We start from the raw sequence: 14,880 nt of genomic DNA, 5'->3' as shown, positions 1-14,880 counted from the left end.
GGAAAGTGTGAACAAGTCTCGAACAAGCCCCGAGCCAGCAAAAGTAAAATAGCTGGCCGCAGAACACCAAACTAATCTCCAAAGACATTAGGACAATGCAATTTTTTTTAAAAATAAATTTGTCATTACAACTATATATCGTAATATTGCGATGTATAATTATGGGACTTACAAAAACAGAAATATTTACTGAAGAACAAAACCGCCTGGCGGTGATGCTGAAAGCAATGGCCCACCCTGCACGCATTGCTATTCTACAGCAGATCATTAAAGCAAATGCCTGCATCTGTGGAGACCTGGTTGAAGAACTTGGGCTTGCACAAGCCACCATTTCGCAACATTTAAAAGAACTGAAAAATGCAGGCATTATACAGGGTACAATTGAAGGTGTAAGTGTTTGTTACTGCATCAATCCAACGGTATGGAATGAACTTCAACAACAACTCTCAGCATTCTTTTCTACTTATGAATTAAAGACAAACTGCTGTTAAAAAAATTTGACCTAATACATCGTAATATTGCAATTAAACAATTAAACAAATTATCATGAATACAACGGAATTAATCAACTGGCAAACATTTAAAAGTAAGCTACAGGACAATCCTGAACTTACTTTACAATTTCAATATGCTGAGGACAAATGGGTAGATGCTTCATATCACATCACGGAAATTAAACAGGCACCCATTGTATCGGTAGATTGCGGTGGGGTTATGAACTCGTGGACAGAAATTATAGTTCAGCTGTGGGAACCATCTGCCAAGGATAATGAAAGAGCAATGTCGGTGAGCAAAGCACTGTCAATTGTTAAGCTTGTCGAGAAAAGCCTGCCATTAAATCCACTGGCCGTGGTAAAAATAGAATTTGGGAACTCTCAATTTGATACTCGCCAGATGTATCCCGGAGAATTTATTATTGACAATGGGAACTTTATTGTAAACCTAAGCGCTGATTTTACACAATGCAAAGCCATTAATAGAGGAGAAAGTTGCGGCTCAACAGAAACAGTTACTTGCACCCCAGGTGGCGGTTGCTGCTAGTTAAAATATGAAAAATATACTTGTATTATGCACCGGCAACAGTTGCCGCAGTCAAATTGCCGAAGGCTATTTAAGATTCTTTGCAAAGAATAATGCTGAAATTTACAGTGCCGGGATAGAAACACATGGCGTAAATCCGAAAGCCATTGAAACGATGAAAGAAGATGGGATTGACATCTCATCACATACTTCAAACAACATCAATGAGTACATGGATGTTGATTTTGATTATGTAATCACTGTGTGTGATAACGCTAAGGAAAGCTGCCCGTATTTCCCTACAAATGCACAAAAATTCCATTACAACTTTCCAGATCCAGCTAAAGCAACAGGAACAGACGAGGAGGTTAAAACACAATTCAGAGGAGTAAGGGAGATGATTAAACAGTACTGTCAGAATTTTATAGAAAAGAATATTTAATGGAAAGGAAAAAATTAGGCTTTCTTGATCGTTACCTTACTTTATGGATATTTCTTGCTATGGCTGTTGGTATTGGAATCGGGTATCTGGTTCCATCTTCCGCTACCATTATCAATTCCTTTTCCAGCGGAACAACAAATATTCCACTGGCAATAGGGTTGATTCTGATGATGTACCCTCCACTAGCCAAAGTTAAGTATGAAAATATGGGCAGGGTATTTAAGGACACGAAGGTGCTCTCTCTGTCTTTAGTACTAAACTGGATTATAGGCCCTGTACTCATGTTTATTTTAGCCATTGTTTTTTTGCACGACTACCCTGAATACATGGTAGGCTTAATTTTGATTGGCCTGGCCAGATGCATTGCAATGGTAGTTGTCTGGAATGAGCTTGCAGAAGGCGATAGAGAATATGCAGCTGGCCTGATTGCCCTGAACAGTATTTTTCAGGTCTTATTATACAGCGTATTTGCGTATATTTTTATTACCGTTTTACCTCCTTTATTTGGATTAAAAGGATTAGAAGTAAATATCACGATAGGCCAGATTGCCGAGAGTGTGGCGATTTATCTTGGGATACCGTTTGCATTGGGTATCATCAGCCGTTATACATTAATAAAACTTAAAGGAGAAACCTGGTTTCAAACCAAATTTGTACCGTTAATTTCACCTGTTACACTAATCGCCTTATTATTCACAATTGTGATCATGTTCAGTTTAAAGGGCAATCTGATCATAAAAATTCCTATGGATGTAATACGAATAGCAATACCATTGGTCATCTATTTTGTGATCATGTTTATCTTCAGCTTCCTTATGGGCAAATATTTTGGCGCTGATTATTCTAAAAACACAGCAATTGCATTTACTGCTACAGGCAATAATTTTGAACTGGCAATAGCTGTTGCAATTGGCGTTTTCGGCATCAACTCGGGGCAAGCATTTGCAGGTGTTATTGGCCCACTGGTTGAGGTCCCTGCACTTATTGCCCTGGTAAATGTTGCTTTTTGGTTTAGAAAGAAGTATTACCGGTAAACTACTGCAGCACCCTCACTCCTTCTTGTTCGATTTTCTTTTTCAAAGGGCCCGTTAGCTGAGCATCTGTAATTAAAAAGTGTATCGATTTCAGAGTTCCAAATTTAACATAAGCATCTTTCCCAATTTTTGAGGAATCGGTAAGTAAATAAACCTGTTCCGCATTCTTTAGAAAAGCTTTTGTTATTTGGGCTTCCTTTTCGCTATGTGCTGTTAAACCATTTTGTAGTGATATGCCGTCGACACCTACAAAAGCTTTAGAAACGTGATAAGTATCGATGTGCTGAACCGCCATATCCCCGTGCACTGCCCTGCGTTCTTTATCCAGCTCACCCCCTATCAGGTTAATACCAATACCAGGTGTATCTATTAATTCTGCTACTATTGGCAAAGAATTGGTAATAACCTTTAGCTTATTAAGCTTCTTTAAATGAGCACACATAGCAAACACCGTACTTCCGCAATCCATAAATATTGTATCCCCATCTACCACCTGAGCGGCAGCTAATTTTCCTATTTCCTGCTTGCTTTCTGTATTAGCAGTTTGCTTTTTATGGAATGCCACGAAGGGCAGATTATCTAGCTTCATGGCGCCTCCATGCGTTCGCTGCAGGAGCCCCTCTTCAGAAAGATCTTGCAAATCTCTTCTGACCGTAGCAGGAGATATTGATAATTTCCGAGAGATCTCCATTACAGATAAAGCCTCAAATTCATCAAGTATCATTAAAATCTTTTTCTTTCTTTCCTGAAAACTCATATAAATAGCCTACATTTGATCAAAAATAATCATTATTAATCATAATTGATCATGAATAGTACAATAAATATAATCAAAGAGGAAATTTTATCAGACGACTGGTATGTTTTAAAGAAAACAACATTCAACTTCTTGTCTAAAAAAGGGATACAGGAAACGCTAAGCAGGGAAACTTATGATCGTGGAAACGGGGCTACAATCCTTCTTTACAACCGATCACTGCAAACCGTTATTCTGATTAAGCAGTTCCGATTCCCCACATACGTTAATGGCAATGTTACCGGAATGCTGATTGAAACATGCGCAGGTTTACTTGACGAAAACAGTCCGGAGGAAGCTATCCGCAGAGAAACAGAGGAAGAAACCGGATATGTATTGTCCTCCGTTCAAAAAGTATTTGAAGTTTATATGAGTCCTGGTTCCGTTACAGAAAAACTGTATTTCTTTATTGCAGAATACACGGCTGATATGAAAACGGAAATAGGAGGCGGCGTAGAAGATGAGGATATAGAAGTACTGGAATTACCATTTAATACCGCAATGAAAATGATTGCAACCGGCGAAATCAAGGATGGAAAAACAATCATGCTACTTCAGCATCTTGCACTATCAAAAATCATGGGGTAAACTCTTTTTTTAAAGAGCCTACAGTTTTAGCGGTATCTTTTTACCTGTTTTAGCCGCCAGATAAATGGCTTCAATAATTTTTAAATCTTTTAGCGCTTCTTCTCCGTTAACAGGTACTATTGGCTCTTTGCCTTCTAAAATAATGCCTGCCATTTCTTCCATCTGTACAGTTTGGTGGGTAGCGTGGGGTTGTGTTAATTCACCTTTATGCGTACGCCCTTTTATTGGCCCGTAGCCGGTTGAAGGCTGCATCTCGGCAAAACCTTTCTCTCCGACAAGATAAAACCGATCAAGATAGTTCATATTATATGTCGACAGGTAAGAGGCTACCGCCCCACCCGGAAATCCCATCTGGAATTGAATGGTTTCATCAACCCCTTCTTTAAATATTTCAGTATTTGTTTTTCTTTCTTGTGCGGTTACCCATGTAGGTTCCTCGCCTACCATATATCTGGAGCCGTTGATGGCGTAAATACCTATATCCATCATTGCTCCCCCACCTGCAAGCTGTTTATTCAATCGCCATTGTTTTGGATCGCCTATTTTAAAGCCACATTGTCCTTGAAAAAACATGATCTTTCCAAATTCACCGGCATTTCTCATTCGGATAACTTCGAGGGTTTTGGGCTCAAAATGCATCCTGTACCCCACCAGCAACTTCACGTTTGCTTTTTTACATGCATCGATCATTTCTTGCCCTTCTTTAGGACTTATTGCCATTGGCTTTTCGCAAATTGCATGCTTACCCGCTTTGGCAACACGAATAACCTGATCATGGTGAAGCGCATTAGGGGTAATAACATAGACCGCATCAATATCAGGATTGTTTTTTATCTGATCAAAGTTCTCATAGTTATAACAGTTCTTTTCCGGAATACCATATTTGGCTTGCCAGTCTTTGATTTTAGATGGTGTTCCACTAATTACACCTACCAGTTTTGCTTTAACGCAGGATTGCATTGCTTCTGCAACGCGACTACCATAGCCGCCAAGGCCCATAATAGCTACCCGTAAGACTGGTCCATCGTACAATTTATCAGTTTTTGAAGCTGACCATCCCGAAAGCGGTATAAATGGTAAAACCAATGAAGAAAGTCCAAGTTTCTGTAAAAAGTCGCGACGTGTATCCATAATTTAAATCGTTTTAAACCCAATTTACATATTTTACACATAAAAAATAGAAGTTTTATAGACTTAACATACTATAAACAAAAATGTTGGCTTACATTTGGTTATAAAAACGACCAAACCAATTATTGTAAACGATCTCTTATATGCGCCGTTTTCTTATTTTAATTGCCTTTATACTTTCTGCTAAATTTCAGGCCATTGCTCAGGTGATTTATCTTAACGACAACACACCTTACAGCAATATAGGTAAACAGGTAACTTATTTTGAAGATAAGGATGCATCATTAACGATTGATGAAGTTAAAACTTTTGAAAAGGCCGGAAAATTTAAACCCAGTGAATCAAACGTACTAAACCTCGGAAATACAAAATCTGCATTTTGGATTAAAATTAACTACGTTAATCAAAGCACAGGAAAAGCTTATTTAATTGCAGACATGCCCAATATTGAATACATTGATTGTTATGCAGATAACACTGACGGAACCTGGGTTCAATTCAAATCAGGCTTTTTAATACCTTCGAGCACCAAGGTAAAATCAGAGAATCGTTATACCTTCAGCTTACCTCAAAACAGCAACCAAACCGATGTACAGCACATTTTTATAAGGGTAAAATCTGACAATTACCTACCACTGCCATTAAAGATGGCTACCTCTGACACTTTAGTTGCGGGCCCTACTTTCAGAGACTACCTGGAGATTGTTTTTATGGGTGTTCTGCTTTCTTTATTTGTGTATAACATTTTCTTATACATGAATATGAGAGACAAATTGTACCTGTATTATTGTCTGTATGTGCCTGGTCTATTTATTTATGTTTCTTTGTATTTGAGGGGATATTCTTACCTTCTTAATTCTGAGATAAGGAAAATCATCAACCTTTATCCCCATGCCTTCCTGTCCGTAACAGTTATTTTTGGAATTTTATTTTGTAGACGTTTCCTCAATCTCCGTGTAACTGCACCAAAGTTTTTAAAGATTTACTTGGCACTTATTTTCTTTTGTGTCATCCTGTTTTTTGTCAGCATTCTTGGATACAAGGGAATAGCAGCTAACTATACGCAGATCTTGATGTTTGTTTCTCCTATCATTTTATGGATTTCAGGATTTGTTGCTTACAGAAGTGGGCATACTCCAGCTAAATATTATATTCTTGCCTGGAGCTTCATAGCTCTGGCGATCTTGATTGTCATTTTAACCTTATCGAAGATTCTTCCTTTTACAGATTATACTTTTGATCTTTTACCAATTGGATCAGCAATTGAATTGTTATTACTGTCATTTGCAATGGGATATCGTTATAATCTAGTAATTAAACGGGAACAGCATACACGAGATGAAAACCTGATGCTGGTAAACGATCAGAACCTGCGTTTGGAGCACATTGTTAAGGAGCGTACATTAAAACTCAGTGACACGATAACGGAACTGGAACTTTCCAATTCTGTAAAAAATAAGTTATTCTCTATCATTGCACATGACCTTAGAAGTCCTTTTAACAGTCTGACAGGCATCTTTGCGCTTAAAGACATGGACATGCTAACTCTCGAAGATTATAAAATGCTGTTAACAGAGAATCAAAAGCACATTGAAACGATCAATAGTTCTTTAAATAACCTTTTATATTGGGCAAGACGACAAATGGAAGTGGTAAATAGTGTACCCACTACATTTGATCTTAAACCTTTTATAGAAAAATTGCTTTTGGTTTATCTGCCGCTGATCCATAAGAAAGGGATCCTGACAGACATCAATTTATCGGATTCTTTTTCAGCTTATGCAGATGAGGACCATGTACAGCTCATTCTACGAAACCTGATTGACAATGCGATAAAGTTTACTCCTACCGGCAATGAAATTGGAATCGCCCTAAAAAACCATGGCAATATGGTAGAGATCTGCGTGTGGAATACCATCAATAATCCAGAGCAATTTGACGTTGAAGATATTCGAAATCCAAAAGCGGGAGGCGCAACCTACGGAACGGAAAATGAGAAAGGTATAGGTTTGGGCCTAACGCTGATCAGGGAATATATAAAAGCCAACGACAGCAAACTGAACATTGACCTGCTGGGAAATAAAGTGTCTTTTAGTTTTGATTTACCTCTATCCAGTTCCCGTCTTCTCTGATCAGTTCAATCAGATCATCAAGGGCACGGGCAGCATTTACATTTTTCTTGACCACTTCTTTTCCGCGATAAAGCGTTATTTTATCAGGGCCGGTCCCTACATAGCCATAATCGGCATCAGCCATTTCACCCGGGCCATTTACAATGCAACCCATGATACCAATTTTGATTCCTTTAAGATGATCGGTACGTGAACGGATCAATTGGGTAGTTTCCTGAAGATCAAAAAGTGTTCGTCCGCAGCTTGGACAAGAGATGTATTCTGTTTTAGAAATGCGGGTACGTGTTGCCTGTAAAATACCAAAACTTGTGGCATTAATTAGTGATAAGCCTACGGTTTCGTCAGCACTGATCCATATACCGTCGCCCAGTCCATCAGTAAACAAAGCACCAAGATCGGTAGCCGCATACAGCATCAGATCATCAGCACTAATGCCTGAATATGCTCTTTTTACTACAACCGGTATTTGCGAATTATGCTTCATTAAGGATACAAAAAACTCCCTTTGCATAGCCATACCATGTGCAGCATTAGTTTCTAATACCAAAACTACATTTGACTGCAATTTAGAAAGATCTATACCGGCACCCTCTTCTGCTTTTATACTAACAAGATTTAAATACTCATCTTTAACATCGGCAGCAATGTATTCTTCAAAAGAAAGTAAGGGATGGCAATTGTTCTTATCCTTTAAATTTAGCCAGGTTTGATAATTATAAATCTGCTTTAGATTACCCGGAAAAGAGAATGAAGGCAATGCATCTCCAAGATATACCATATCGGTTGCCTGATCGGCCATGTTGTATTTATCCAGACCTGCACTATATTTATAGCCAACTGCTGTTAAAAAGTAAGGGTCTTTTAAGTTTTCTTTAGATGCATCAATGATCACTACAGGGTGATGATGATCGCCAATATGTTGTACAGGTTCTGTATGCCTGCGGTTGTATTCGTAAGGATTATAGGGCAGGTCTTTTACAGTAATGCTTTCTGATTTTTGTCCCGCAATAATTTCATTATTTAACAGTGCCCTGGTTTCATATCTTGAAGCCAATGCTTTTGCAACAGGAGCCTCAAATTCAGGATCCTCGGTTAAAGAAACCCTAATGGTATCGCCCAATCCGTCTTCAAGTAATGTTCCAATACCAACTGCCGATTTAATACGGCCGTCTTCCCCATCGCCAGCCTCAGTTACACCAAGGTGCAAAGGATAATTCATGCCTTCTTTTACCATGGTCTCTACCAGTAAACGGTATGCCTGAACCATGATCTGTGTATTACTGGCTTTCATAGAGATAACCAGATTGTAATAATTCTGGTCCTCGCACATACGGATAAACTCCATTGCCGATTCAACCATACCTCTTGGAGTATCGCCGTAATGGCTCATGATCCGATCTGACAGCGATCCATGGTTAGTACCAATACGCATTGCTGTTCCGTATTCTTTACAGATCTTTACCAGCGGTGTAAATTTCTTATATATGCGCTCCAGCTCTGCCTGATAGGCTTGCTGCGTATATTCAATGTTTTCGAAGCGTTTCTTATCTGCATAGTTACCCGGATTTACCCTTACTTTTTCTACGATTCGAGCCGCAGCTTCAGCAGCATTTGGCGTAAAGTGGATATCGGCAACCAGTGGCACATTGTAACCCCTGAATCTTAATTCTTTTTTAATGTTAGCAAGGTTTTCTGCTTCCTTCATACTTGGGGCAGTAATACGAACATATTCGCAACCAGAGTTTACCATTCTAATGGTTTGCTCAACTGTACCCAAGGTATCCATGGTATCAGTTGTGGTCATAGATTGAATACGGATTGGATTTAATCCTCCCATAGGAATATCCCCGATACTAACCTCTCTGGTTAGAAATCTTGAATATTGGGTTAAACTGTTACAATACCCGCCATTTAACTCTTTCTGTAACGCGCGCTGATCAAATACTTTTTCCATGACTTGCTAATGTGCTACAAAGATAAAGATTATGTTTATAACTGTTATGTCAGATCAACCGGTCTTTTATAACCAGTGTATCCGCTATCAGATCATGAAAGCACTGTTGCTTCTTATTCAGAAAGCTGTACAAGTAGCCCAAAAAGAAAGGAGCTACAGACAATATTTTAGCAGCATTTCGGCCATAAGCATTATTTAAACTGATCCTGTTTCCACCCAGATCTGTAACTTTAATATTAATTAACCGCTTACCAATGGTTGCTTGCTTATCAGATGCTTCGGCAATGCTGCTATAAATAAATTTAGCAATAGAAATGAGGGGCAATCCTGCCAGTGAGACCATTATCCGCTGCGTTTTTTCTTCTACAAAGATGAAACTGATTAATACCAGCAGCACATAGCCCAGTGTTAAGAAAAAATAATCTATAACGGAGGCCAGCAAACGCTGATCAAAGGAAGCGAAGTATTGAGGGGCTGTTTTCTGAAAGGTAAAACCAAGAAGCTCACGTAGTTCTTGCAACTCGTGAGCTTCTTTATAATCGTCCATCCCAGGCTTCCTGATAAAAGTTCCCGGAAGGATATTTAGTGACTTTAATTGTTCTAATTGATATGGGCCTTCCGGCTTTCCGTTTATGACAACGGTATATTCAATTTCGTTCTTACTTTCCATTCTAAGAGTTAGCTTGTCGCAATTTAAGCGCGATAAATCGATTAATAACGATTTACCTCAAAGCTACTCAATCCTCCATCTAAATTGATAAATATCTTTTTAGCTGAAGCTTTATAATTCGGAGTTTCGTAGGTGCCATCTTCTAATTTGGTAAAACCTGTAAAATCTTTTGATGAAAGTCCGGTTTTGGTTTTGATTCTACATCCTGAATTTGATGGGATCTTAATTTTAACATCTGCTACACCAGTTTTTACATTTACATCTGTAATAGGCAGCAATTCTCCGATCTTAATATCAAGCGCAGCGGCACCACCATCAAAGTTGAAAGCGCGCACCTTGTATTGTGAAAGGTCAAAATTCACTTCTCCGGCCCCCATGTTCATATGGATTTCCCAGGTAGGTTTAATGTTTAATTTCATTTTAACATCGTTTCCACCGTCACCCATATTCCATTTCGAGTTGCCTTTCATTTTAAAGTTCACTGTAGTTATACTATCAGTTTTTTCTGTTTGTAATGAAAAGGTTCCTCCTCTTTTTTCTACATCTGCAGTAATTAAACTGTCTGTAGATCCTTTCAGGTCGAAAGATGTTCCACCTCCAGAAACATTCAAAACAGTTTTAGTAGAAACAGAATCTGTAAAAGGATGAGAGAAACTCAGGTGCTCGGTATCGTTGTTATCAAAATCTACACTGTCTTCAATGTTCACATCAGCCCATCTTTTACTCTCAGGAGCTTGCTGACCTTTGTAAAACAAAACGCCTAAGGTTACAACAAGGATTGCGATAGACACTATTCCACCTATCTGTGATTTATTTCTGTTAAAAAGAATATTTACACCTGCGATAATTAAAAATATTGGCCAGAAACGCCAAACATTGCGCCAGTAAAAATCAATTATATGAAAATTTTCTAAAAGGAGCACCCCACCTATAAAAAGCAGTACTATACCCCACATTATTCTATCCAGTTTCATCTTATATATCTTTTTTGGTGAATCTATCGTCTATATTGCTTTCGCCAGTATTTGAATTTCCTGGTATGTCTGTTGGTGTAGGTGCAGGGTTTACAGGATCAGTAGTTTGTCCTTCMTGAGGATTTTGTTTTTTCCATTCTTCCCAGGCATCTTTTCTTTTAGACTTAAGAATAAAGCTTACTCCTATTGCAACAAATACCAGTGGCCATAACTTGCCTATACTAAACCAGAAAGGAATGATATTAARCTCGTTCATCAGAAAATACAGGCCTATAACCAGTAAAAACAATCCCCCTACAGTTCTTCCAGTATCACTTTTCTGATAAGGCTTAAATTCAGGTTGTTTCGGCTCAGTTGTAAAACCTGCATCACTTACTGTAGATGAAGTCCATGCTTGCGATTGCGATGGATTTGATGTTTCAGGGTTTTGATACGGCTGTGAAAACGCGTTTGGTGAGTTAAAAGGATTATTTTGTGGTCCTTTATAAAACTCATTAAATTTTGAAAATCTTTTTGTCGGATCGTTATTTACAGGTACGACAATCCACATGATGATATACACCAAAATCCCTGTTCCAACTAAAAAGATGGTTGAGAGTACGAACAATAATCTGATTATCGTCACATCCACCTCCATGTACTCCGCAACTCCAGATGATACACCTGCAATTACTTTCTCATGCTCATTTCTAAATAATCTCTTGTCCATAATATATTTCCTCCTATATTTTAAAACTGTATCGGCTTTATAGTTATCTCATCAACATTTACGCCACTGCTTAAATTTAAAATGGTGTATATGGTATTCGCAATATCTTCTGGTTGTACAAAACGATCAGCGGGGATTTCTGTTCCCTCCCACGATGATGTTAGTGTTGAACCTGGCAATACAGCTGTTACCTTAACGTTGTATTTTGATAATTCCTCCCTAAATACACTATTAAGACTTAGCAATGCTGCTTTAGTTACACTATAGCTACCTGCATTTTCTGCATTTTGTTTACTGGCTATCGAACATATGTTAAAAATGTGGCCTGATTGCTGTGTGCGCATCATTTTACCAAAAAACTTTGACAGGTAATAGGCTGCGTTAAGGTTCAGATTTATTTGCTTTTCAAGCTGATCATCAGCTTCATCAAGTATAGATCCCTGCAAAAACATACCCGCATTATTCACTAAAACATCAACTTTGGGCATTTCGTTTTTTACAGCATTACAAAATGCATACACATCTTCTTTAATGCTGCAATCTGCCCGATAAGTAAATATCCTAACACCTGTATGCCTTAACTCTTCTGCAAAACTATCCAGTTCAGTCTTTTTTCTTGAACACACTGCTAAGTCATATCCACTCTGTGCCAGCTTTATTGCAATGGCCCTTCCAATACCTTTAGTCGCGCCGGTAATAATTGCATTCATTGTTTAAACATCTTTATTTAGCACAATAATACAAAAAAGCACCGCATGGCAAAACATTAATAGCCAAAGATTGGTTAGAAAAAGGGATTACAACGATTTCAACTTTTTATTGTTTCTTTGTAATAATATTGCACAAATACTATAGCTAATTTTTCATTGAATGAATTTCACCAATTTTGGCAGGTACCTACTTTTATTGAAAGCGGTATTTAGAAAGCCCGAAAAGTTTAAAATATACTTGAAGGCCATCTTTAAACAAATGGATTTTGTAGGGGTAGGTTCCCTGGGGCTGATTGCCATTATTTCTACTTTCATAGGAGCAGTAATGACATTACAAATTGCCTTCCAGTTGGTTAGCGACTTTATCCCTAAAACCATTATCGGTTCTGTAAACAGAGATTCAAGTATTCTTGAGCTTAGTCCTACCATTACCGCTATTGTTTTGGCCGGTAAAATCGGGTCTGCAATTTCCTCTGAAATTGGTACAATGCGTGTTAGCGAGCAGATTGATGCACTCGAGATTATGGGAATCAACTCTCCCGGTTATCTTATCCTGCCAAAAATCATTGCGGGGATTACCATGGTTCCTTTATTGGTAATTATGTCTATGTTCCTCAGCATTACCGGTGGATACATTGGTGGTACTTTATCTGGAGCTGTTTCTCCTGCCGAATATATTCAGGGTATCACTACTGATTTTAATCCTTATACCATTGTTGTAGCCCTTGTAAAGGCTTTTGTATTTGGTTTTATCATCACTTCGGTTCCTGCATATGAAGGTTTCTATGTAAAAGGCGGTGCACTCGAGGTAGCCCAGGCAAGTACAAGAGCTGTTGTTGTTAGCTGTATTACGATATTGGCATGTGATTACATTGTAACCCAGTTATTATTATGATCGAGATTAAGGACATACACAAATCGTTTGGCAGCAACAAAGTACTACAGGGAATTTCAGGTAAGTTTGAAGCTGGTGTAACCAACCTGATCATTGGAGGCTCCGGTTCGGGTAAAACCACACTACTTAAATGTATGATTGGCCTGCACCATCCTGAAGAAGGAAGTGTAGAATACGATGGGCGTGAGTTTACTACCATGAACTTCGAAGAAAAGATAGAGATCAGAAAAGAGATAGGTATGCTATTTCAGGGTTCCGCTTTATTTGATTCAATGACTGTTGAAGAGAACATCATGTTCCCTTTAAATATGTTTACCGATCAGGAACGTAAAGAAAAGCTGGAGCGCGTTAATTTCTGTTTGGAACGTGTAAACCTTGAAGGAAAAAACAAACTGTTTCCCGCAGAGCTTTCCGGTGGTATGAAAAAACGTGTGGGTATTGCCCGCGCTATTGCCATGAACCCAAAGTATTTGTTTGTTGATGAGCCAAACTCTGGACTTGATCCTAAAACTTCGATTGTAATTGATGAGCTGATTAAAGAGCTTACTGAAGAATACAACACTACAACCATAGTTGTTACCCATGATATGAACTCTGTAATGGGTATCGGCGACTATATTCTTTTCTTGCACGAAGGCAAGAAATTCTGGGAAGGCTCTAACAAAGAAATTGCCCATACTGAGATTCAAGAACTAAATGATTTCGTTTTTGCAAGCCGCTTTATGAAGGCTGCAAAAGGAAAGTTTTAATATATAATTATGATAAGCCTGCTAACACCCACGCATTGGAAAGATTATGAGCTGATTGATTGTGGTGATTTTGAAAAATTAGAACGTTTCGGTAACCTGGTACTATCCAGACCTGAGCCCCAAGCGGTATGGAAAAAGACTTTGTCTGATCAAGACTGGAAAAAACAAACACATATCAAATTTAAAGGTCGCTCTGCTACCTCCGGAGAATGGATTAAAAACTCCGCCCATTTACCAGATCGCTGGAATGTTGAGTACAAAAATGATGATGTAAGTATTAACCTCCGCTTAGGATTAACCTCATTTAAGCATGTTGGTGTTTTCCCTGAACAAGCTGTGAATTGGGATTATATCTCTTCATCGATAAAGAAATTTAAAACGGCAAGCCCTAAAGTATTAAACTTATTTGCTTATACAGGTGCTGCATCGTTAATTGCAAWAGCTGCCGGAGCAGACACTACTCATGTTGACTCTATTAAACAAGTAGTAAACTGGGCTAATGAAAACCAGGAACTTTCTAAGCTTAAAGATGTACGCTGGGTGGTTGAAGACGCACTAAAGTTTGTAAAAAGAGAGCTTAAACGCGGTAAAAAATATAATGGAATTATCTTGGACCCCCCTGCTTTTGGTCATGGACCAAATGGTGAGAAGTGGAAACTGGAAGACCACATTCAGGAAATGATGCAGGATGTTGTTCAGTTGCTGGATGAAGAAGAACACTTTCTGATCTTAAACACTTACTCTTTAGGTTTTTCTTCTGTTATTGTAGAGAATCTGATTAAAACTTCATTCCCTCAGGTAAAAAATCTTGAGACAGGAGAATTGTATTTGCAGGCAACTTCGGGTATTAAACTACCATTAGGTGTTTTTGGCAAGTTCAATACTTTCAAATAAAGAAATTCAATATTTTCAATTAGGAAGTGGCGTACACCCGTCATCTCGAAGGAGAGATCTCTTGAACTACTAAACAAGAGATCTCTCCTTCGAGATGACGACAGCTTTAAGATGGAGGAATAGATTTTAAAAATAAAAAAGGCGCCGGGACCTAAACCGACGCCTTTAAACACACTTAAACC

16 protein-coding genes are annotated in these 14,880 nt (G+C 38.4%); 9 read left to right on the top strand and 7 right to left on the bottom strand.

Annotation, left to right across the window (positions count from 1 at the left end; all coding sequences use genetic code 11):
* Positions 1–161: 161 nt before the first annotated feature.
* Genes AC1DG9_RS09005 through arsB form a run of 4 tightly spaced genes read left to right on the top strand, consistent with a single transcriptional unit; the run spans position 162 to position 2,496 of the window.
* Positions 162–491, top strand: coding sequence for an ArsR/SmtB family transcription factor (locus AC1DG9_RS09005; RefSeq protein ID WP_172660991.1), 330 nt, complete (start codon positions 162–164; stop codon positions 489–491).
* 55 nt (positions 492–546) lie between these two features.
* Complete coding sequence (locus AC1DG9_RS09000) at positions 547–1,041, top strand: DUF6428 family protein (protein ID WP_172660992.1); 495 nt, start codon at positions 547–549, stop codon at positions 1,039–1,041.
* A gap of 7 nt (positions 1,042–1,048) precedes the next feature.
* Positions 1,049–1,462 (top strand): arsenate reductase ArsC, encoded by a 414-nt coding sequence (locus tag AC1DG9_RS08995; protein ID WP_288879609.1) that lies wholly within the window; start codon positions 1,049–1,051, stop codon positions 1,460–1,462.
* Positions 1,462–2,496: an ACR3 family arsenite efflux transporter gene (arsB, locus tag AC1DG9_RS08990; RefSeq protein ID WP_288879607.1), complete on the top strand. Its 1,035-nt coding sequence runs from the start codon at positions 1,462–1,464 to the stop codon at positions 2,494–2,496. Before AC1DG9_RS08995 ends, arsB begins: the two co-directional genes overlap by 1 nt.
* Position 2,497: 1 nt before the next feature.
* Here arsB and AC1DG9_RS08985 read toward each other — a convergent pair whose 3' ends face one another.
* Positions 2,498–3,253: a DeoR/GlpR family DNA-binding transcription regulator gene (locus AC1DG9_RS08985; protein WP_172660995.1), complete on the bottom strand. Its 756-nt coding sequence runs from the start codon at positions 3,251–3,253 to the stop codon at positions 2,498–2,500.
* Between the two features lie 51 nt (positions 3,254–3,304).
* Here AC1DG9_RS08985 and nudK point away from each other — a divergent pair, with 51 nt between their 5' ends.
* Positions 3,305–3,880: a GDP-mannose pyrophosphatase NudK gene (gene nudK / locus AC1DG9_RS08980; protein ID WP_172660996.1), complete on the top strand. Its 576-nt coding sequence runs from the start codon at positions 3,305–3,307 to the stop codon at positions 3,878–3,880.
* Between the two features lie 18 nt (positions 3,881–3,898).
* On the opposite strand, the gene AC1DG9_RS08975 is transcribed toward nudK, so the two are convergent.
* Entirely contained in the window at positions 3,899–5,011 is a 1,113-nt protein-coding gene (locus AC1DG9_RS08975) for a Gfo/Idh/MocA family protein (protein ID WP_337715861.1), read from the bottom strand.
* Positions 5,012–5,154: 143 nt separating this feature from the next.
* On the opposite strand from AC1DG9_RS08975, the gene AC1DG9_RS08970 reads away from it, so the two are divergent.
* The gene (locus AC1DG9_RS08970; protein WP_172660998.1) at positions 5,155–7,143 is read left to right on the top strand and encodes a sensor histidine kinase; all 1,989 of its coding nucleotides are present in this window, start codon (positions 5,155–5,157) and stop codon (positions 7,141–7,143) included.
* On the opposite strand, the gene ispG is transcribed toward AC1DG9_RS08970, so the two are convergent.
* The 5 genes from ispG to AC1DG9_RS08945 are packed head-to-tail and all read right to left on the bottom strand — an operon-like array spanning position 7,103 to position 12,160.
* The gene (ispG, locus tag AC1DG9_RS08965) at positions 7,103–9,097 is read right to left on the bottom strand and encodes a (E)-4-hydroxy-3-methylbut-2-enyl-diphosphate synthase (protein ID WP_288879604.1); all 1,995 of its coding nucleotides are present in this window, start codon (positions 9,095–9,097) and stop codon (positions 7,103–7,105) included. The two genes, AC1DG9_RS08970 and ispG, sit on opposite strands and share 41 nt — an antisense overlap.
* A 49-nt stretch (positions 9,098–9,146) precedes the next feature.
* Positions 9,147–9,767, bottom strand: coding sequence for an RDD family protein (locus AC1DG9_RS08960; protein WP_172661000.1), 621 nt, complete (start codon positions 9,765–9,767; stop codon positions 9,147–9,149).
* A gap of 41 nt (positions 9,768–9,808) precedes the next feature.
* Entirely contained in the window at positions 9,809–10,741 is a 933-nt protein-coding gene (locus AC1DG9_RS08955; protein WP_288879602.1) for a LiaF transmembrane domain-containing protein, read from the bottom strand.
* A gap of 1 nt (position 10,742) precedes the next feature.
* Entirely contained in the window at positions 10,743–11,450 is a 708-nt protein-coding gene (locus AC1DG9_RS08950) for a PspC domain-containing protein (RefSeq protein ID WP_477634523.1), read from the bottom strand.
* A 20-nt stretch (positions 11,451–11,470) separates the two neighbouring features.
* Positions 11,471–12,160, bottom strand: a complete 690-nt coding sequence (locus AC1DG9_RS08945) for an SDR family NAD(P)-dependent oxidoreductase (RefSeq protein ID WP_172661003.1) — start codon at positions 12,158–12,160, stop codon at positions 11,471–11,473.
* Positions 12,161–12,320: 160 nt separating this feature from the next.
* Here AC1DG9_RS08945 and AC1DG9_RS08940 point away from each other — a divergent pair, with 160 nt between their 5' ends.
* The 3 genes from AC1DG9_RS08940 to AC1DG9_RS08930 are packed head-to-tail and all read left to right on the top strand — an operon-like array spanning position 12,321 to position 14,698.
* Positions 12,321–13,055 (top strand): MlaE family ABC transporter permease, encoded by a 735-nt coding sequence (locus AC1DG9_RS08940; RefSeq protein WP_172661004.1) that lies wholly within the window; start codon positions 12,321–12,323, stop codon positions 13,053–13,055.
* Positions 13,052–13,804, top strand: coding sequence for an ABC transporter ATP-binding protein (locus tag AC1DG9_RS08935; protein ID WP_048903872.1), 753 nt, complete (start codon positions 13,052–13,054; stop codon positions 13,802–13,804). The genes AC1DG9_RS08940 and AC1DG9_RS08935 overlap by 4 nt, the downstream gene beginning before the upstream one ends.
* A 9-nt stretch (positions 13,805–13,813) precedes the next feature.
* A complete protein-coding gene (locus AC1DG9_RS08930) occupies positions 13,814–14,698 on the top strand; it encodes a class I SAM-dependent methyltransferase (RefSeq protein WP_477634522.1) in 885 nt (294 codons plus the stop codon).
* Positions 14,699–14,880: the final 182 nt, after the last annotated feature.

It is taken from the genome of Pedobacter sp. 05L430, from assembly GCF_056397585.1.
This window is presented reverse-complemented; position numbering and strand designations above follow the sequence as displayed.